This is a genomic window from Burkholderia sp. AU15512 (assembly GCF_002223325.1).
Classification (GTDB): Bacteria; Pseudomonadota; Gammaproteobacteria; order Burkholderiales; family Burkholderiaceae; genus Burkholderia.
Genome location: NZ_NKEX01000006.1, coordinates 1,026,797 through 1,045,554, shown reverse-complemented (window position 1 = coordinate 1,045,554; position 18,758 = coordinate 1,026,797). Strand labels below are relative to the sequence as shown.

Sequence of the window (18,758 nt, the reverse complement as noted above, 5' to 3'; positions counted from 1 at the left end):
TAGACTGCGGACACCTTCCCCGCCCATGTACTCACCATTCAGGACAGCGACATGACCGAATGCGCCCTGACATTCACCAGTCAGATCGAATGGGAAAACTGGTTGGGGCAAAACGGCAGCACGTCGGCCGGAACATGGTTGCGCCTCGCGAAAAAAGGGACCGGGCGGCGAACCCTCACCTACGAACAGGCATTGGAAAGCGCCCTCTGCTATGGCTGGATCGACGGTCAAAAACGGGCCGAGAGCGAGCAATACTGGTTGCAACGCTTCACCCCGCGCTCCGCAAGAAGCATCTGGTCCAAACTCAACACGGACCGGGCGGAAGCGCTGATCGCCGCAGGCAGAATGCGCCCGCCCGGCTTGTGCGAAATCGAGAAGGCCAGAAAGGATGGCCGCTGGCAGGCTGCCTATACGTCGCCCAGCAACTCGGCCGTGCCGGACGACCTGCTGGCGGCTTTGGACGCCAATCCGGAAGCCCGCACGTTTTTCGCGACACTGAACAGCCGTAACCGTTATGCCATCCTGTATCGGATACAGCATGCCAAGAAGCCGGAAACACGGGCGCGCAAAATCGGGGAATTCATCGACATGCTGAATCGCGGCGAAACCATCCATCCATAGATTTTTCGCCGACGGGAATGGCGCGAAATGGGGCAACTCGCCCTTCACTGCGGCTTCGGCTCGGCAGCCGGTAACGCAACGCGCAATCGTGACCGCAGCGACTGGGGGTGAACCATGGACCAAGGCGGAGACTTCATCGTGCGCACCATGTCGGCCGACGAGGTCGCCATGGCGGTCGAATGGGCGGCTGCAGAAGGCTGGAACCCCGGCCTGCACGATCCTGCCTGTTTCAGGGAAACGGACCCTGCCGGGTTCTTCGTCGGCGTATGGCGCGGCGAGCCGGTCGCGTGCATTTCTGCAGTTGCCTACGACGAGCGCTTCGGCTTCATCGGCCTCTATATCGTGAAACCCGGGTTTCGCGGCAAAGGCTTCGGCATCCGAACCTGGCAGCACGGCATGCGTTACCTCGGAGACCGTAACATCGGGCTCGATGGTGTCGTGGCCCAGCAAGCGAACTACGGGAAGTCCGGATTCGCGCTTGCGTACCGCAACATCCGCTACGAGGGGCGCGTGGACGGCATCGGGTGCGCGCACGTGGCGGCAGCGGCCGACGTACCCTTCGAGCAGTTGCTTGCCTACGATCGCCAGTGCTTTCCCGTGGCGCGCGAGCGTTTCGTCTCCGCCTGGATCGCGCAGCCGGATGCCGTTGCGCTCGCGACGATGGACGCCGGCCGTGTCGCCGGTTACGGTGTCGTGCGCCGTTGCAGGACGGGCTGCAAGATCGGCCCGCTTTTCGCCGACGACGCGGGCGTCGCCACCGGGCTGTTTCGCGCGCTGGCGGCGCGCATGCCCGGCGAGGTCATCGTGCTCGACGTGCCGGAAACGAATCCTGCGGCCGTCGCGCTGGCCGAGCGGCACGGCATGACGAGCGTGTTCGAAACCGCACGGATGTACACGAAAGACCCACCGGCGATAGCGATCGATCGCGTGTTCGGGGTGACGTCGTTCGAGCTGGGGTGATCGTCACGCACATGGCGGTCGGCGAATTCGGGAAATTGACATCGCCATCAAAACTAATAGAATTAGGTTTTTGACTAATTCGAGTAGCATCCGCCATGGCACGCGCCGGCATCACCCTGGACAAACTCGTCGAAGCCGGCGCGCAACTCGCCGATGAAACCGGCTTCGAGCACCTGACCGGTGCGGCGCTCGCGCGTCACTTCGACGTCAAACTGGCCAGCCTGTACTCCCACATCCCGAGCTTCGACGACCTCAAGAGCCGCATCGCACTCTTCGCGCTGAAGGAGCTCGCCGATCGCGCGACCGACGCCTTGGCCGGCCGCACCGCCAAGGACGCGCTCACCGCGCTCGCCAACGTCTATCGCGACTACGCCCGCGAGCACCCCGGTCGCTTCGCTGCCGCGCGCCACCCGGTCAGCGCCGAACGCGCCGCCGAAAGCGCGGGTGGCCAGCTCGTCAGGATGACCTCGGCCGTGCTGCGCAGCTACGCCATTCCGGAAGCCGAGCAGGCGCATGCGATCCGCCTGCTCGGCGGCTTTTTCATGGGCTATGTCACGCTCGAAAGCGCGGGCGGTTTCGCGCACAGCGCACCGGCTTCCGACGTGTCGTGGTCGCGCAGTCTCGATGCGCTGGACGTGATGCTGCGCCACTGGCCTGCTGCCACATGACTCGCCCAACGTCCAACGGAACCGAATCGATGAAAGACAAACCCGACGGCGTCGCCGTGCCGAGCCGCGTCGTCCCCTTCCCGACGTCGATCAGCGACGAAGCGCGAACCGCGTTGGAACGACTGGTCGGCAGCGACGGCGTGCCGCTGAACGCGCTGCACGTGATGCCGCCGCCGGACGATTTCGATGCATGGATGCGTGTGAAGGCAGCCGCCGACGCGCACTACGCGGCGGCCATCGAGCAGCTCGGCGGCTATCTGCGTTCGAGCGTGGAGACGATCCGGGCCGGCGCGGCGGACGTGCATGTCGCCACGCCCGAAGCTGCGGCGTCCGGCGAATGCGCGTACATCGAACTGCACGGCGGCGCGCTGGTGCTCAGTGGCGGCGCCGCGTGCCGCGCCGGCGCGCAGATGCAGGCCGACCGGCTCGGCATTCGGTGCTACGGCGTCGACTATCGCCTGCCGCCCGAGCATCCGTATCCGGCCGCGCTCGACGATTGCATCGCGACCTATGCGTATGTGCTGGAGCGCTACGCACCGGAAAATATCGTCATCGGCGGACGCTCGGCGGGCGGCAACCTCGCCGCCGCGATGGTGCTGCGCGCCCGCGACGAAGGCTTGCCGCTGCCGGCCGCGCTGGTGCTGCTGTCGCCGGAAGTCGACCTGACCGAATCCGGCGACAGTTTCGAAACCCATCGCCTCGTCGATGTCGTGCTGCCGGCGTCGCTGATGCCGAACAACCTGCTCTACGCGAACGGCGCGGATCTCGCGCATCCGTATCTGTCGCCGCTGTTCGGCGATTTCTCCGCCGGTTTCCCGCCGACCTTCATCCAGAGCGGCACGCGCGACCTGTTCCTGTCGAACGCGGTGCGCCTGCATCGCGCGTTGCGGCGCGCGCAGGTGCCGACCGAGCTTCACGTTTTCGAAGGGATGCCGCATGGCGGGTTCATGGGCGCGCCCGAGGACAGGGAACTGAGCGAGGAGATCGCGCGTTTCGTGCATGCGCATTTGCCGGCATCGGACGTTGAATTGAATCCGTCGAGCGTCGACCGATGAACGGGCAACGCGATGCACGCGACGCATCGACCTAAATGACCCCGCGCACGCCCGCGACCACCTGAATCACGCCGAATACCGCGATCACCGCGGCCGACACGCGCGACAGCCCGTGCATGAACGCGAACGACATCTTCGTGCGCAGCGCGGCGGTCGTGCCGCTCAGGCATAGCCACCACGTCGCGGAACCGATGAACACCCCGGCGACCATCAGCGCCACGGCCGGCCACATCGCCCCTTCCCGCGCCCCCGACAGCGGGCCGAGCGCCGCGAAAATCCCGACGAACGACAGGATCGTCATCGGGTTCGACAGCGTCAGGCCGAACGTCGTCACGAAATCGCGCAGGACGGTCGTCCGCGGCTGGTCGCGCTGCGCCGCCGACGCGGCCGGCGCCTGGCGCGCGATGGTCCACGCCAGCCACACGAGAAACGCGCCGCCGCCGATTTTCAGGCCGACGGTCAGCATCGGGAACGCCGTGACGATACCCGCGATGCCGAGCGCGCCGAGCAGGCCGTAGATCGCATCGGCGCACGCGGCGCCGACGCCCGTCGCGAATCCCGCCTGAAAACCGCGGCTCAGGCTGCGCTGGATGCACAGCATGCCGATCGGCCCGACCGGCACCGCGATCGATAGCCCCATCACGACTGACTTGATGAACAGCATCGCCTGCTCCCTGCGACATGTAACGTGTTGAACAGGCATCGTAGGGAAAGTCCCGTCATCGCTGAATGCGGTTTTTAAGGAAAAATGGCCGCTCCGCCTTAAAAAAACGCCGCGATGGACGATCTGGACTGGAAGGTAGTGACGCTGCTGCAGGCCAACGGCCGCATCAGCTACACGGAGCTGGCGCGCCAGGTGCACCTGTCGGTGCCGGCGGTAACGGAGCGCGTGAAGCGCCTCGAAGCGGCCGGCGTCGTCGAGGGCTACACGGCCCGGATCAATCCTGCCGCGGCCGGCTATCCGGTCAGCGCACTGATCGGCATCACGGTGCCACAACCGGCAAAAGCAAAATTCCTCCGGTTGCTGGAGACGATTCCCGAAGTCGTCGAATGCCATCACGTGACGGGCGCGGACTCGTACATGATGCGGCTCGCCGCGATCAGCATGACCCATCTCGAACAACTGATCGAACGCATCAACCTGTACGGCGAAACCCGCACGTCGATCGTGATGTCGACGCCGCTGCCCGCACGCGGGTTGGCGCGGCCGCCGTCGCAGCGCGACGTCGTTCGCGATTGACACATCTGGAGGCCCCGTCCGATCCGCTTCCCGCAGGGGATCATCAAGCCATTCTGGTTGGCGGTAACCGGAGGCCGATTGGTCGGTTGGCCGGTTACCGCCGTAACGATCTCAATCGATCGGCTACTTGCCCAGGCCCCCCAGGCCGCCCAGCAGGCCGCCCACCAGCCCCGTAACGGGTGCGAGCGGGTTGGAAAGACCACCCAACGGTGAGCCGCCGCCGGTGCCGCCCGTGCCCGTCGTGGAACCGTTGTGGACGATCGCCGTATTACCGCCGACCACGCTCGTCACCAGGCCCGCGACGGGCACCGCGCCGTTCGCGCCGCCCGGGTTCACGAGGCCGCCCGCATTGGTCACGGTGTTGCCGACCGCGCGCACGAGGTCGCCGACGCCGCCGACCAGCGGCTGGGGCGACGTGGACGTCACCTTCCATCCCGCCGACGTGATCGCGCCGCCGATCTGTCCGAGCAGGCCCGCGACGGGCTGCCCGAGGCCGGTCGCCGTGCCGACCTGCTGCGTGACCTGGCCGACGGTCGTGACGAGCGGCGTGATCGCCGTGCTGATCGCCTGCGTCGTCTGCTGGACCGGGCCCGACGACAGGGCCGCGCCGAGCATGGTGCCGCCCGTCTTGAGGCCGCCGGCGACGGTGTCGAGCAGGCCGCCGACCGGCGTCGTGAGCGGCGCCAACGGCGACAGCGGGCCGGTGCCGAGCGCCTTCACCGTGTCGCTGAGGCCGGTGACCGGGCTGCTGGTCGAGCCGACGATGGAGCCCAGCCCGGCGACCGTCGTGCCGACCGGGTTCGCCGTGAAGCCGATCTGACCGATGCCGTTGCTCACGGCGTTCGACGTGTCGCGGATGATCGTGCCTGCGCCCGCGACCGTGTTGCCAAGGCCGGTGGTCACGCCCTTGGTCGGTCCCGGCGGGCTCTCGCCGGAAATCGTGGCGCCTGCGTCGATGACGACCGCGCCGACGGCGCTGATGATGCCGTTCGTGCCCGGGGTGCCGCTTGTGCCGCTTGTGCCACCGATTCCGCTCGTACCGCTGGTTCCGCTCGTGCCACTGGTTCCACTCGTGCCGCTGGTTCCGCTCGTACCGCTGGTTCCACTCGTGCCGCTGGTTCCACTCGTGCCGCTGGTTCCACTCGTCCCGCTGGTTCCACTCGTCCCGCTGGTTCCGCTCGTCCCGCTGGTTCCACTCGTCCCGCTGGTTCCACTCGTCCCGCTGCTTCCACTCGTGCCGCTGGTTCCACTCGTCCCGCTGGTTCCGTTCGTCCCGCTGCTTCCACTCGTCCCGCTGGTTCCGCTCGTCCCGCTGGTTCCGCTCGTCCCGCTGGTTCCGCTCGTCCCGCTGCTTCCACTCGTCCCGCTGGTTCCGCTCGTGCCACTGGTCCCGCCCGTGCCGCTCGTACTCGTCCCGATCGTGTTGCCACCCGGCTTCGGCGCCGTAACATCGCTGCCGCCACACGCCGCCAGCGCGCAAGCCGCCGCAATGGCTGCGACCGCAACGTTCGCCTTGATGAAATGATTTTGCATGGAAGCCCCCGTTCGCTTTTTAGCTCGATCATCCCGACAAGCACCTATCGTGCCATTGCGATCGGCATCAACGTCGACTTCACGCCCACGCCGGACTGCCCTGTTCCAACGGCCGTCCGGGGCCGACGCCTCGCATCCGGGCTCGCCTTCATCAGCGAGATCGAGCCTTGCGTTCCGGGTAACGCGTGCGTAACGCAGGCCCCGCGTTACGTAGCATCCCGCGGTGAAAGTGCCGGCATCGCTCGATGCAGGACCGGCCGCGGCCGGCCGTCACCCGTACACGGCGATACCACACGTCCGCACCGGCTTGCCCATGACGGCCCGTCACACGATCAACGTCGCACCGGCCCACGCAATCAGCACGACGCCCAGCGCGCGCCCGACACGTTCGCCGCCGGGCAGGATCTTCTCCGCGAACACGAAGAGCGACAGCGCGGCGATCCACACGACGTTCATCACGCCGCCGACGAACAGCAGCGCCATCAGCAACCAGCAGCAGCCGATGCAAACCATGCCGTGCCGCGCGCCAAGCAGGAAACCGCCGGTGACGCCCGGACGCCAGTGCGCGACCAGGAACCCGGCCGGCGCCCGGCATTGCCGAAGGCACGCGCGTTTCAGCGACGAGAATTGATAGAGCCCGGCGAGCGCCAGCACGATCGCGGAAAGGACGGCGCTCTTCGACCACAGCATCATCGCGGAGATCAGCCCGGCCGGCTGCAGCATCGCCTGAAGCAGCGCCGCGCCGATCGAGAACGCGAGCCATGCGGCCAGGTAGCCGGCCAGCAGCGACAGCGACGTGAACGCCGAACCCGCCCCGTCCACGCCGCGCTGCCGCAGCACCCGCCGATACAGCATCACGAGCGGTGCCGCACTGGGCGTCATCATCGCGATCATCATCACCCACCACATCACGATCACGGTGGGCAGCGACGGATCCATGCTGCCCATGGCGCCCTTCAGGCGATGCGGAAAGAGCGCAACGGCGGTCATGTCCAGCGCCGACATGCCGGTTCCCGCGCCCGTCAAAAGATAGAACCAGCACAGACCGACGAGCGACGCGATGCCGAGCAGCGTGATGACGCGCTCGCGCCCGAGCCAGTGGTCGACGGGAGTCATGCCGCGACGCGATGCCTGACCACCCCGTGGTTGTTCAGGTGCAGCCGCGCGAACTGCGCATAGCTGCCGTCGAGGGTCAGCGGGATGTGGCCTTGCGAGCGCGACGTGCCCGAGCCGATTTCGGCCAGCTCGTATTCGAAGCCGTGCGGCAGGTCGATTCGCGCGCGATGTTCGGCGCCCGACACCGGATTGAGGATGGGTTCGCCCGCGAGGTCGAACACGCCGTCGACGTGAATCCGGCCACGCCGCGCATCGACATCGACGTCGAAATCGATCTTCGCGAAGATCGGATCGAACGCCTGCTCGAGCGTCGAAGCGTAGACCGAGAACATCGTCGCAAACGGATCGGTATCCTGACCAGTCATGATCTTCAGCACAGCCTCGCGCTGGGCCGGGCCGGCGCGCTCGTCGACGATCGGCTGGCACCGGCCCCGTCCCTCGTGGACGGCCCCCGGCCACTCGAACACGACCGCGATCCTGACGCCGTCGAGCACCACGTCGCCGTAGTGGCCGCTATCGATCGAAATCGCCCCCATCGCCGCGCAATTCCCATGGGTCGGCAGCGCATTGAACTGGCACGGGCAACCGTATGAGCAATTGCAATTCATCAATTCGGTGCCCTGAATCTCCCACGGCGTCATGGCTCCACCTCGCGCTCGACTACACAGGAATGTTTCGAATCTAGTGCACGGCACAGGGGAAATCAAAGCCGTCGTGGCGGCCTGAATCGACGCATCAAAACCGCCGGTCAAGCGCGCGTGGAAGACGCTTCGACACGCCCGTGCAAGACCGCACCGGCGGACGTCGGCGCATGCGAATCCTGCACGAAGCTCACACGACCAGCGACGCGACGATCGCACACCACAACGCACTCGCGCCGCACAGAAACACGCGCCGCGCGACGAACATCCTCGATTCGTCGTCGGGGGTCTTCATCGGCGACGTGGCGAGAAACGGCACGCTGACGAGGCACGCGAACCCGGCCAGCGCCGGCAGGATCACGACGTAGTCGCCGAACCGCCACGGCAGCGGCTCGTGCCAGCCCCAGTAGCCGAGAAACAGCATGCCCATCGAGAACATCGTCGCGGCGGCCGAACTGAGCGCGACCACCGATCCCGTCGGAAATTGCATGGGAGCCTCCCCTCGCGCGGCGTGCGCGACGCCGGACCATTATCCGGGCACGGCAGGAAAAAAGCACAACGGCGGCCGATGGATGGCAACGCTCGTACCCGCGTCCGAGCCGACCAGCGCGTCGACGGAGCGGAACCCGATCCTGTCGGGCGGTTGCGCCTGCGGCGCGGAGATCCGAGGCGACGCTGACGATTGCGGCGATGCCGCATGAATGATCGTTGTCACGGATTGACAGCGACCGGTTTCGCGTAACGGAAGCGCCCGCCTTCAACCCGGCTTCTTCGCGGCCTGCATGACGGAGATCCAGCCCACCAGCGCCGCGGCGACCCAGCAGCACGCGATCATCAGGTCGAGATCCATCCAGCCTTCGAAGTTCGTGCTGTTTTCGAAACTGCAGCGCTGATGGCCCCTGACCCACACGCAGCCATTGATGAACTGCTGGATGTGCATATAAACGCTGTAGACGGCGAAGGCCGACGCAATGATCGTGAGCCGCAAACGGACGTGCTTTTTCATGTGACGCGAATGCCGGTGGGAAAGTCTGTGCCGATCTTACGGCAACGGCAACCTGCCCGGCAATCCGTCACACCCTGGGTCGCCCGGATGCCCGCTGCTCACCCGTCGATCCGCCTGATCGTCCTCAGGCAGTCCGCCGCCAGTTGCTGATAGATGCGCGTACCGTTCGCCTTCGCGTCGATCTCCGCGTCGCTCAGCCGTCGCACGACGCGCCCCGGCACGCCCGCGAGCAGCACGCCGCGCGGCACGTCGTAGCCGGCCTTCACGAACGCGCACGCGGCGACGATCGTCGTCGCACCAATCGTCGCGCCGTCCATCACGACCGCGTTCATCCCGATCATCGTGTCGGGTTCGAGCGTCGCGCCATGCACGATCGCGCCGTGGCCGACGTGGCTGTTGATGCCGAGCCGGCACGTCTCGCCGATCCCGACGTGCAGCACGCAGCCGTCCTGCACGTTGCTGCCGCCTTCGACGACGATCGCGCCGAAGTCGCCGCGCAGGCTCGCATGCGGGCCGACGTAGCAGCGCGCGCCGATCGTCACGTCGCCGATCACGACCGCGCTCGGATCGACATACGCGGACGGATCGATGCGTGGCCGCATCCCGTTGAATTCGAACAGCGGCATCGGTCAGAGCGCCGCGGCCGCTTCCGGCACGAGCGTGAACAGGTCGCCGACCACACCGTAGTCGGCCACGCTGAAGATCGGCGCTTCCGGGTCCTTGTTGATCGCGACGATCACCTTCGAATCCTTCATGCCGGCCAGATGCTGAATCGCACCCGAGATGCCGACCGCGATGTACAGCTGCGGCGCGACGATCTTGCCGGTCTGGCCGACCTGGTAGTCGTTCGGCACATAGCCGGCGTCGACTGCCGCGCGCGAGGCGCCCAGTGCGGCTTGAAGCTTGTCCGCCAGCGGCTCCAGCACCTTCGTGTAGTTCTCGCCGCTGCCCAGACCGCGGCCGCCCGACACGATGATGTTGGCGCTGGTGAGCTCCGGACGGTCCAGCTTCGTCACTTCACGGCTCACGAACTGCGACTTGCCTGCATCGGCCGCTGCTTCGATCTTCTCGACCGTGGCGTTGCCGCCTTCCGTTGCCACCGGATCAAACGCGGTCGCGCGCACCGTGATCACCTTGACCGGATCGCCCGACTGCACCGTCGCGATCGCGTTGCCTGCGTAGATCGGGCGCTCGAACGTGTCGGCCGATACCACCGCCGTGATCTCGGAAATCTGCGCGACGTCCAGCTTCGCGGCAATGCGCGGCGCGATGTTCTTGCCGTAGGCCGTTGCCGGCGCAACGATGTGCGAGTAGTCGTTCGCGACGGTCATCACCGTCGCTTCGACGTTCTCGGCCAGACCGTCGGCCAGCTGCGGCGCATCGGCCAGCAGCACCTTCGACACACCGGCGAGCTTCGCCGCTGCATCGGCTGCCGCTTGCGCATTGTGTCCAGCAACGAGCACATGAACGTCGCCGCCGCCCACCACATTGAGCGCGTGTGCGGCAGCGACGGCATTCAACGTCGCGGCCTTGATCGACGTGTTGTCGTGTTCCGCAATCACCAGAATCGTCATTTCTTTCCGCTCCCTGTTACAGCACCTTGGCTTCGGTCTTCAGCTTCGCGACCAGCGTCTGCACGTCCGGCACCTTCACGCCGGCTGCGCGCTTCGGCGGCTCGTTCACCTCGAGCACCCTCAGGCGCGGCGTCACATCCACGCCGAGATCGTCGGGCTTCACGATTTCGAGCGGCTTCTTCTTCGCTTTCATGATGTTCGGCAGCGTCACGTAGCGCGGCTCGTTCAGGCGCAGATCCGTGGTGATGACGGCGGGCAGTTGAAGCGACAGCGTTTCCGCGCCGCCGTCCACTTCGCGTGCGACCGTCGCACGGCCGTCAGCCACCACGACCTTCGATGCAAACGTCGCCTGCGGCAACCCCGCCAGCGCCGCCAGCATCTGGCCGGTCTGGTTCGAATCGTCGTCGATTGCCTGCTTGCCGAGGATCACCAACTGCGGCTGCTCCTTGTCGACCAGCGCCTTCAGCACCTTCGCGACAGCGAGCGGCTCGACGCCTTCATTCGATTCGACGAGGATCGCGCGGTCCGCGCCGATCGCGAGCGCCGTGCGCAGCGTTTCCTGCGCCGGCGCCACGCCGACCGATACGGCGACCACCTCGGTCACGACGCCGGCCTCCTTCAACCGCACGGCCTCTTCCACCGCGATCTCGTCGAACGGGTTCATCGACATCTTCACGTTCGCGATGTCGACGCCCGTCCGGTCGGATTTCACGCCGACCTTCACGTTCGCGTCGACCACGCGTTTTACTGCCACGAGCGCTTTCAACTGCCTGTCTCCTGTTCCGTTGCGTACGTCGCGCCGCGTCAGCGCGCGGTAAAGCCGCCGTCGATCACGAGCTCCGCGCCTGTGACGTAACGGCCCGCCGGCGACACGAGATACAGGATGCCGGCCGCGATGTCGCGCGGGCTGCCGATCTTCGCCATCGGCACGTGGGTCTGCATGTACTCGAAGGCGCGATCGGGGTCCTGCCCCATCTGGCGGAACGCGTCCTCGAGCATCGGCGTGCGGATGTAGCCGGGATGCACCGAGTTCGCACGGATGTTCTTCGCCGCGTACAGCATCGCGTCGACCTTCGCCATCATCCGCACCGCCGCCTTCGACGCGTGATACGCGGGCACGTCGGGCCCGCCGACGATCCCGTACATCGACGACAGGTTCACGATCGAGCCGCCGCCAGCGGCGTCGATATGCGGAATCGCCGCACGCGTACACAGGAACACGCCGTTCACGTTGACGTCCTGCACGCGCTGCCATTGCGCGAGCGTGAGCTCGTGCGTCGGCACGTTGTGGCCTTCGATGCCCGCGTTGTTCACGAGCACGTCGAGGCGCCCGAAGCGCGCGACGATTTCGCCGAACACGCGCGCCACATCGGCCTCGTGCGTGACGTCGAGCGACCAGAACGCCGCCTGGCCGCCCTGCGCGCGGATTTCCTCGACCAGCGCTTCCGCCGGTTGCGACAGCACGTCGAGAATCGCGACGCTCGCGCCGGCGGCCGCCAGCGTGCGCGCGGTCTCCGCGCCGATGCCGCGCGCGCCGCCAGTGATCGCGGCCACCTTGCCGCGCAGGTCGAACAGGTCTTCGATGAGCTTCATGTCGTCTCCAGGGTTTTGTTCAGACAGGCCGCCTGCATCGAGGCCGGCCTTCAAGGGCATCCGGCGTTATCGCGTATTCCGCGTCGCAAGGAAATCGAGGCATTCCCGATTGAAATAGTCGGCGTGTTCCACCATCACCCAGTGGCCGCACCGGTTCATCAGCACGAAACGCGCATCGCGGCAGCGTTCGAGGAATTTCAGCGCGCCGCCGACCGGATTGAACCGATCGTCCGTGCCCCAGAAACCGAGCACCGGCGTACGCAGGTCGCGGAGTGCGTCGGTCAGGTTCGGCACGCTCATCGTCGACAGCACTTCGGTCGGCTGTTCGACGCACACCTTCATCCGCTCGGCGACGAGCGCGTCGGTGACGATCGCCGGATCGTGCACGAGCAGCGTCAACAATTCGCGCATCGTGTCGTCATTCATCTGGCGGTGGGTGAACAGCTTCACCATCCGCTGGATGCCTTCCATCCGGAAATAGGTGTCGCGATCCTCGACGCCGCCCGGCGCCATCATGATCAGCCCGTCGACTCCGTCCGGATGGTCGAGCGCGTACTTCAGCGCGATCGCGCCGCCGAGCGAGTTGCCGAGCAGCACGGCCGGCCCGATGCCGAGCGCGGTCAGCTGCGCATGCAGCGCGCCGACGAAGAAATCGAGCGTATAGGCGACGTCGGACGGCTTCGACGACTGCCCGTAACCGGGCAGGTCGACGACGATCGCGCGATAGCCGGCCGCCGCGAACGCGGGCACGTTGTGCTTGAAGTTGCTGAAACCGCTGGCGCCCGGGCCGCTGCCGTGGATGAACACCACCGGCCGGCCTTCGCCCGCCTCGTAGTGGTGCAGGCGCAGGCCGCCCGGCACGTCGGTGAAGCTGCCGGCCGGCGGCGTCGTGGGGATCGTCATCGCGGGTTGTCTCCTTCGTCGTTCGATGGCTGTCTGCCACGATGATTGCGCCGCCGGCGCCGGCCGGCATCATCCTTTCAGACTACGAAGCCGCGCGCGCTTCTTCCTATCATCGGCCCACCGAAACGGAGGCAACGATGAACGGATTCGACTACAGCGGCAAGACGGTGCTCGTGACGGGCGGCACCAAGGGCATCGGGCGGCGCATCGCCGAACGGTTTCTCGCGGCGGGCGCACGCGTGTTCGTCTGCGGACGCAGCGCGCCCGACACACCGCCGTCGGCCGGCGGCCGCACGGCGACGTTCGTCGCGGCCGACCTGCGCGACATCGAACACGTCGACGCGATGCTCGCGACGATCCGCGCGGCGGCCGGCCGCCTCGACGTGCTCGTCAACAACGCGGGCGGCTCGCCGTTCGCGCTCGCGGCCGATGCGTCGCCGCGCTTCACCGAATCGATCGTGCGCCTGAACCTGATCGCGCCGCTGCAGCTCGCGCAGCGCGTGAACGCGCTCATGCAGCCGCAGCCCGAAGGCGGCGTGATGCTGTTCATCGCGAGCGTCAGCGCGTCGCGGCCATCGCCCGGCACGGCCGCATACGGCGCCGCGAAAGCCGGCCTCGTCAACGCGGTCACGTCGCTCGCGGTCGAGTGGGCGCCGCGCGTGCGCGTGGGCGCGATCAGCCCGAGCCTCGTGCAGACGGAATCGGCCACCGAAGGCCACTACGGCGACGGCGATGCGCTCGACGCCATTCGCGCGACGATTCCCGCCGGCCGGCTCGCGACACCCGACGACGTCGCCGCCGCGTGCCTGTTCCTCGCGTCGCCCGAAGCGTCGTATACGTCAGGCGCCAACCTGCGGCTCGACGGCGGCGGCGAACGGCCCGCGTTCCTCTCCGCCGCGCAGGCCGCCGCGCGCTGAATCGTTGCCAGTCCTAGGGAAGTCATCTAGTTCATTTTGACGATTCCCTGCTACCGCGATCTCCCTACTCTGCCTCTCACGACAACACACACAGTCGACCGTCGTCGATACCCCAAGAGGAGACACCATGCATCAACGGATTTCGCGCCGTACCGACAAGCGGGCAACCGCCACGCTGTCGACGCTGGCCGCCGCGCTGCTCGCGTGTGCCGCTCCCGGCGCACATGCAGGCAGCACGATCGAGCTGGGCGCCGACACGACGCTGGACTACACGTTCACGCTCAGTTACGGCCTCGGCATGCGCACCCGCGCACCGAGCGGCAATCTCCTCACGCCGGCGAACATCAACGGCGACGACGGCGACCGCAACTTCGCGAAGAACAAGCTGATCGAGAACCAGGTCAGCCTGCTCGGCGAAGTGAACCTGAAGCACGACGACTGGGGCGTGTTCGTGCGCGCCGACACGTTCTACGACCAGGCGTATCGCCGCCCGAACTACAACGACGCGCCGGGCACCGTGAACCAGTCGGGCCAGTACAACAACTTCACGAGCGATGCACGCTACTGGTCGGGCGGCCACACGACGCTGCTCGCCGCATACGCGTACAACACGTTCAAGATCGGCTCGACGAGCCTGAACGTGAAGGTCGGCGACCAGGTCGTCGCGTGGGGCGAAAGCCTGTTCTTCCCGAACATCGCGGGCGCACAAGGGCCGTCCGACGCGACCAAGTCGTACATGGCCGGCGCCGAAGTGAAGGACATCCTGCTGCCGGTGCCGCAGATCTCGACGCAGTGGCAGATCACGCCGAACTTCAGCCTGCTCGGCTACTACCAGTTCTCGTATCAGCAGAACCGGCTGACCGCGCCCGGCACGTACTGGAGCTATTCGGACGTCACGGGCCCCGGCGCGCAGTTCATCATCGGCCCGGGCGGGATGATCATTCCGCGCGGCCCCGACGACAAGCCGAGCGCGCGCAACCAGTGGGGGATCGGCGCGCGCTTCCGCGTCCTCGGCGACACCGAGCTCGGCCTGTACCACCTGCACTACAACGACATGAACCCGAGTGTCGTCACGACCTACTTCCCGACGCTCCAGTACCAGCAGAAGTATTTCAGCAACATCAAGCTGACCGGCGCGAGCTTCTCGACGCAGGTCGGCCCGGTGAACGTCGCCGGCGAAGTGTCGTACCGCCAGGGCGCGGCCGTGCTCGTCAACACGCCGACCGGCCCGCAGTCGACCCGCGCGAACGTGCTGCAGACCAACCTGTCCGGCATCTACTCGATCGGGCCGAGCTTCCTCGCGAATTCGCAGTCGCTGATCGGCGAACTCACGTACGTGCATGCCGGCAGCATCTCCGAGCTCGACGGCTCGACCACGCTCGCGAATTCGCGCAATGCGCTCGCGATGGAGATCGCGTGGACGCTCAGCTACAAGAACGTGTTCAACGGCTGGGATCTCGACGTGCCGCTGACCTACACGCACGACCTGACGGGTACGTCGCCGCTCGCCGGTGCGCTCGGCTCGCTGACCGGCCAGGGCGACCACCGCGTGACGGCCGGCGTGACCTTCACGCGCCTGAGCAACCTGCAGCTGTCGCTCGTCTACGCGAAGTTCCTCGGCTCGCCGAACCCGGTCACGCGCCCGCTCGCCGATCGCGACTACGTGCTGGCCACGGCGACCTACCACTTCTGAGCGGCCCGGCCGCTCGTCACTCAGCACTATGAGGATCGATATGAAACGCATTCATCTCCCCCTCCTGCGCGCGTCGGTGATGGCCGCGTGCGCGGTCGTCGCGACGGCGTCGTACCCGAAGGTCACGCCGGACGACCTGAAGGCGCTCGACGGCCCGCTGACGCCGATGGGCGCGGTGCGCGCCGCGAGCAAGGACAGCGGCGTGCCCGAATGGTCGGGCAAATGGCTCGGCACGCCGCCGGACGTGCAGTACAAGCGCGGCAGCCGCTACCCCGATCCGTTCGCGAGCGAGAAGCCGGTCGCGACGATCACCGCGGAAAACATGGCGCAGTACGCCGAGCACCTGACCGACGGCCAGAAGGCGATGTTCAAGCGCTACCCTGCGACGTTCAAGATCATCGTCTATCCGAGCCATCGCGACTTCCGCTACGCGGATGCCGTGTACAAGGACATCCGCACGTACGCGCCGGATTCGACGATGACCTCCGACGCGAACGGCCTCACGAACGCGCCGCCGACGGTGCCCTACCCGATCCCGAAAACGGCCGCCGAGCTGCTGTGGAACCAGCGCTTCTCGTCGGCGATCGGCGCCGAGCAGGCGACCTACGACCAGGCGGTCGTGTACTCGGACGGCAACATCGCATGGGGCAAGGTGCGCTACGACATCTACTCGCCGCGCAACGCCGGCAAGTACGACGTGAAGAGCGACCTGAACAACCGCACGTACTACCGCAACGCGACGGAGCTGCCGCTGTCCGACCGCGGCTCGCTGATCGTCGGCTTCACGAACTGGGACAAGGCCGGCGCGGACAACTCGTCGCGCACGTGGATGTACAACCCCGGCACGCGGCGCGTGCGCCAGGCGCCCGAGTACGGCTACGACCAGCCGCAGGGCCCGGGCGGCTTCCGCACCGTCGACGACGACCGCCTGTACAACGGCCCCGGCGACCGCTACGACTGGAAGATCGTCGGCAAGCGCGAGATCTACGTGCCGTACGACAACTACAAGGCGATGGACAGCTCGGTGAAGTACGCCGACCTGCTGACCAAGGGCCACGAGAACCCGTCGTATATCCGCTACGAGCTGCATCGCGTATGGGTGCTGCAGGCGACGCTGAAGAGCAACTACCGTCACCAGTACGCGAAGCGCGTGCTGTACATCGACGAGGATTCGTGGATGACGCTGCTCGCCGACAACTATGACGCGCGCGGCCAGCTGTGGCGCACCAACGTCGCGACGACGCTGTACGCGTATGACGCGAAGGTGTTCTACCCGGGCGTCGTGTTCTTTCACGACCTGATCTCCGGCGCGTACATGGCCGACCGCCTGACCAACGAAGGCCCGATGCCGAAGCTCGACAACAGCCCGCAGTTCAACGAGGCGTACTTCTCGCCGGACGCGATCCGCAGTTCGGGTAACTAAGCAACCCCCGACACGGCACGCCCGCACCCCACGCGCCGGAGCCTCGCTCCGGCGCCCGGCGCCGCCCGCAACGGCGGCCTGTTCCATTCGATTCATTCGAGATTCGAGGGCTCTTTCATGTCTTCCCGCCTGCATACGACGCTCGGCGACGAGCTGTACGCCGCGTGGCACGCGCGTGCGCCGGTCGCGCCGCTGTCGAGCCGCCCGCGCCGCCTGTCGCTCGACGACGCGTACCGCATCCAGCAGCGTTTCATCGAACGCCGCATCGAACACGGCGAGGCCGTGGTCGGCAAGAAGATCGGCGTGACGAGCCAGGCCGTGCAGGACATGCTGAACGTGCGCCAGCCCGATTTCGGCATCCTGCTGTCGGGCATGCACTACGCGGCCGGTGAAGCGATCGCCACCGATACGCTGATCGCGCCGCGCGCCGAGGGCGAGATCGCGTTTATCCTCGCGCGCAACCTGCGCGGCCCCGGCATCGACCGCACCGACGTGATCGCCGCGACCGCCGCCGTCGCGCCCTGCTTCGAGATCGTCGATTCGCGCATCCGCGACTGGGCGATCCGCATCGAGGACACCGTCGCCGACAACGCGTCGTGCGGCGTGTACGTCCTCGGCGATGCACGCGTCGATCCGCGCACGCTCGATCTCGCCGCGTGCGAGATGACGATCGACAAGAACGGCGAGCCCGTCGCGCACGGTCGCGGCGACGCGGCACTCGGCCACCCCGCCGACGCGGTGGCGTGGCTCGCGAACACGCTCGCCGCGTACGACGTGCCGCTGCTCGCCGGCGAGATCGTGCTGTCGGGCTCGCTCGCGAAACTGATTCCGGTCACGGCCGGCGACGCGCTGTCGATGCACATCTCCGGCATCGGCAGCTGCGACGTCCGCTTTATCTAAAGGAACAATCCTGATGAAGAAAATCAAATGCGCACTGATCGGGCCCGGCAACATCGGCACCGACCTGCTCTACAAGCTGCGCCGCTCCCCGGTGCTCGAACCCGTGTGGATGGTCGGCGTCGATCCGGCGTCCGACGGCCTCGCGCGGGCGCGCGAGTTCGGCCTCAAGACCACCGACAAGGGTGTCGACGGGCTGCTGCCGCACGTGGCCGCCGACGACATCCGCATCGCGTTCGACGCGACCTCGGCCTACGTCCACCGCGACAACTCCGACAAGCTCACCGCGCTCGGCGTGAAGATGATCGACCTGACGCCCGCCGCGATCGGGCCATATTGCGTGCCGCCGGTGAACCTCGACGCGCACCTCGACAGTGCACAGGCGAACGTGAACATGGTCACGTGCGGCGGCCAGGCGACGATCCCGATGGTGTACGCGGTATCGCGCGTGCAGCCGGTCGCGTACGGCGAGATCGTCGCAACCGTGTCGTCGCGCTCGGTCGGCCCCGGCACGCGCAAGAACATCGACGAATTCACGCGCACGACCTCCGGTGCGATCGAACAGGTCGGCGGCGCACGCAAGGGCAAGGCGATCATCGTGATCAACCCGGCCGAGCCGCCGCTGATCATGCGCGACACGATCCATTGCCTGACCGACGGCCCGCCCGACGTCGATGCGATCACCGCGTCCGTGCATGCGATGGTCAAGGAAGTGCAGCGCTACGTGCCCGGCTACACGCTGAAGAACGGCCCCGTGTTCGACGGCAATCGCGTGTCGGTGTTCATGGAAGTTGAAGGGCTCGGCGACTACCTGCCGAAGTACGCGGGCAACCTCGACATCATGACCGCCGCCGCGGCCGCCACGGCCGAGCGTTTCGCCGAACAGATGCTGGCCGCGACGGCCGCCACCGCTTGAGT

Annotated in this window: 21 protein-coding genes; 10 read left to right on the top strand and 11 right to left on the bottom strand. The window is 66.9% G+C overall.

The features are described 5' to 3' along the window. Nucleotides 1–51: 51 nt before the first annotated feature. The 4 genes from CFB43_RS24060 to CFB43_RS24045 all read left to right on the top strand — a co-directional run bounded on the left by CFB43_RS24060 (nt 52) and on the right by CFB43_RS24045 (nt 3,304). The gene (locus tag CFB43_RS24060; RefSeq protein WP_089496864.1) at nt 52–621 is read left to right on the top strand and encodes a YdeI/OmpD-associated family protein; all 570 of its coding nucleotides are present in this window, start codon (nt 52–54) and stop codon (nt 619–621) included. Nucleotides 622–735: 114 nt separating this feature from the next. Beyond that, nucleotides 736–1,581: a GNAT family N-acetyltransferase gene (locus tag CFB43_RS24055; protein WP_089496863.1), complete on the top strand. Its 846-nt coding sequence runs from the start codon at nt 736–738 to the stop codon at nt 1,579–1,581. A 95-nt stretch (nt 1,582–1,676) separates the two neighbouring features. Further along, nucleotides 1,677–2,249: a TetR/AcrR family transcriptional regulator gene (locus tag CFB43_RS24050; protein ID WP_089496862.1), complete on the top strand. Its 573-nt coding sequence runs from the start codon at nt 1,677–1,679 to the stop codon at nt 2,247–2,249. 29 nt (nt 2,250–2,278) lie between these two features. After that, nucleotides 2,279–3,304 (top strand): alpha/beta hydrolase, encoded by a 1,026-nt coding sequence (locus CFB43_RS24045; protein WP_089496861.1) that lies wholly within the window; start codon nt 2,279–2,281, stop codon nt 3,302–3,304. Between the two features lie 31 nt (nt 3,305–3,335). Here CFB43_RS24045 and CFB43_RS24040 read toward each other — a convergent pair whose 3' ends face one another. Beyond that, nucleotides 3,336–3,968: a LysE family translocator gene (locus tag CFB43_RS24040; RefSeq protein WP_089496860.1), complete on the bottom strand. Its 633-nt coding sequence runs from the start codon at nt 3,966–3,968 to the stop codon at nt 3,336–3,338. A 114-nt stretch (nt 3,969–4,082) separates the two neighbouring features. Between CFB43_RS24040 and CFB43_RS24035 the strand changes: the two genes are divergently transcribed. Then, on the top strand, nt 4,083–4,544 hold the full coding sequence (locus tag CFB43_RS24035) for an Lrp/AsnC family transcriptional regulator (RefSeq protein ID WP_089442386.1): 462 nt from the start codon (nt 4,083–4,085) through the stop codon (nt 4,542–4,544). A gap of 123 nt (nt 4,545–4,667) precedes the next feature. On the opposite strand, the gene CFB43_RS24030 is transcribed toward CFB43_RS24035, so the two are convergent. The 10 genes from CFB43_RS24030 to CFB43_RS23985 all read right to left on the bottom strand — a co-directional run bounded on the left by CFB43_RS24030 (nt 4,668) and on the right by CFB43_RS23985 (nt 12,910). Next, nucleotides 4,668–6,077 carry a collagen-like triple helix repeat-containing protein gene (locus CFB43_RS24030; RefSeq protein WP_089496859.1) on the bottom strand — a complete coding sequence of 470 codons (1,410 nt, stop codon included), beginning with the start codon at nt 6,075–6,077 and terminating at the stop codon, nt 4,668–4,670. 324 nt (nt 6,078–6,401) lie between these two features. Further along, nucleotides 6,402–7,193, bottom strand: a complete 792-nt coding sequence (locus CFB43_RS24025) for a DUF2182 domain-containing protein (RefSeq protein WP_089496858.1) — start codon at nt 7,191–7,193, stop codon at nt 6,402–6,404. Beyond that, nucleotides 7,190–7,834 (bottom strand): DUF1326 domain-containing protein, encoded by a 645-nt coding sequence (locus tag CFB43_RS24020; RefSeq protein WP_089496857.1) that lies wholly within the window; start codon nt 7,832–7,834, stop codon nt 7,190–7,192. The genes CFB43_RS24025 and CFB43_RS24020 overlap by 4 nt, the downstream gene beginning before the upstream one ends. Nucleotides 7,835–8,024: 190 nt before the next feature. Continuing rightward, complete coding sequence (locus CFB43_RS24015) at nt 8,025–8,324, bottom strand: hypothetical protein (protein WP_043186617.1); 300 nt, start codon at nt 8,322–8,324, stop codon at nt 8,025–8,027. Between the two features lie 267 nt (nt 8,325–8,591). Further along, nucleotides 8,592–8,840 carry a hypothetical protein gene (locus CFB43_RS24010; protein ID WP_089496856.1) on the bottom strand — a complete coding sequence of 83 codons (249 nt, stop codon included), beginning with the start codon at nt 8,838–8,840 and terminating at the stop codon, nt 8,592–8,594. 98 nt (nt 8,841–8,938) lie between these two features. Next, nucleotides 8,939–9,466 (bottom strand): acyltransferase, encoded by a 528-nt coding sequence (locus CFB43_RS24005; RefSeq protein ID WP_089496855.1) that lies wholly within the window; start codon nt 9,464–9,466, stop codon nt 8,939–8,941. Nucleotides 9,467–9,469: 3 nt separating this feature from the next. Further along, the gene (locus CFB43_RS24000; RefSeq protein ID WP_089496854.1) at nt 9,470–10,414 is read right to left on the bottom strand and encodes an electron transfer flavoprotein subunit alpha/FixB family protein; all 945 of its coding nucleotides are present in this window, start codon (nt 10,412–10,414) and stop codon (nt 9,470–9,472) included. Nucleotides 10,415–10,430: 16 nt separating this feature from the next. After that, nucleotides 10,431–11,180, bottom strand: coding sequence for an electron transfer flavoprotein subunit beta/FixA family protein (locus CFB43_RS23995; RefSeq protein WP_089496853.1), 750 nt, complete (start codon nt 11,178–11,180; stop codon nt 10,431–10,433). Nucleotides 11,181–11,218: 38 nt separating this feature from the next. Beyond that, nucleotides 11,219–12,007, bottom strand: coding sequence for an SDR family NAD(P)-dependent oxidoreductase (locus CFB43_RS23990; protein ID WP_089496852.1), 789 nt, complete (start codon nt 12,005–12,007; stop codon nt 11,219–11,221). Between the two features lie 66 nt (nt 12,008–12,073). Beyond that, nucleotides 12,074–12,910: an alpha/beta fold hydrolase gene (locus CFB43_RS23985; protein WP_089496851.1), complete on the bottom strand. Its 837-nt coding sequence runs from the start codon at nt 12,908–12,910 to the stop codon at nt 12,074–12,076. Between the two features lie 137 nt (nt 12,911–13,047). On the opposite strand from CFB43_RS23985, the gene CFB43_RS23980 reads away from it, so the two are divergent. From CFB43_RS23980 to CFB43_RS23960, 5 genes are all read left to right on the top strand, one after another. Further along, nucleotides 13,048–13,827, top strand: a complete 780-nt coding sequence (locus CFB43_RS23980) for an SDR family oxidoreductase (RefSeq protein WP_089498120.1) — start codon at nt 13,048–13,050, stop codon at nt 13,825–13,827. A gap of 127 nt (nt 13,828–13,954) precedes the next feature. Further along, nucleotides 13,955–15,520 (top strand): DUF1302 domain-containing protein, encoded by a 1,566-nt coding sequence (locus CFB43_RS23975; protein ID WP_089496850.1) that lies wholly within the window; start codon nt 13,955–13,957, stop codon nt 15,518–15,520. Between the two features lie 40 nt (nt 15,521–15,560). After that, nucleotides 15,561–16,943, top strand: a complete 1,383-nt coding sequence (locus CFB43_RS23970; protein WP_089496849.1) for a DUF1329 domain-containing protein — start codon at nt 15,561–15,563, stop codon at nt 16,941–16,943. A 117-nt stretch (nt 16,944–17,060) separates the two neighbouring features. Then, nucleotides 17,061–17,843 (top strand): 2-oxopent-4-enoate hydratase, encoded by a 783-nt coding sequence (gene dmpE / locus CFB43_RS23965; protein WP_089496848.1) that lies wholly within the window; start codon nt 17,061–17,063, stop codon nt 17,841–17,843. A gap of 13 nt (nt 17,844–17,856) precedes the next feature. Further along, nucleotides 17,857–18,756, top strand: coding sequence for an acetaldehyde dehydrogenase (acetylating) (locus tag CFB43_RS23960; protein ID WP_046547936.1), 900 nt, complete (start codon nt 17,857–17,859; stop codon nt 18,754–18,756). Nucleotides 18,757–18,758 lie beyond the last annotated feature (2 nt).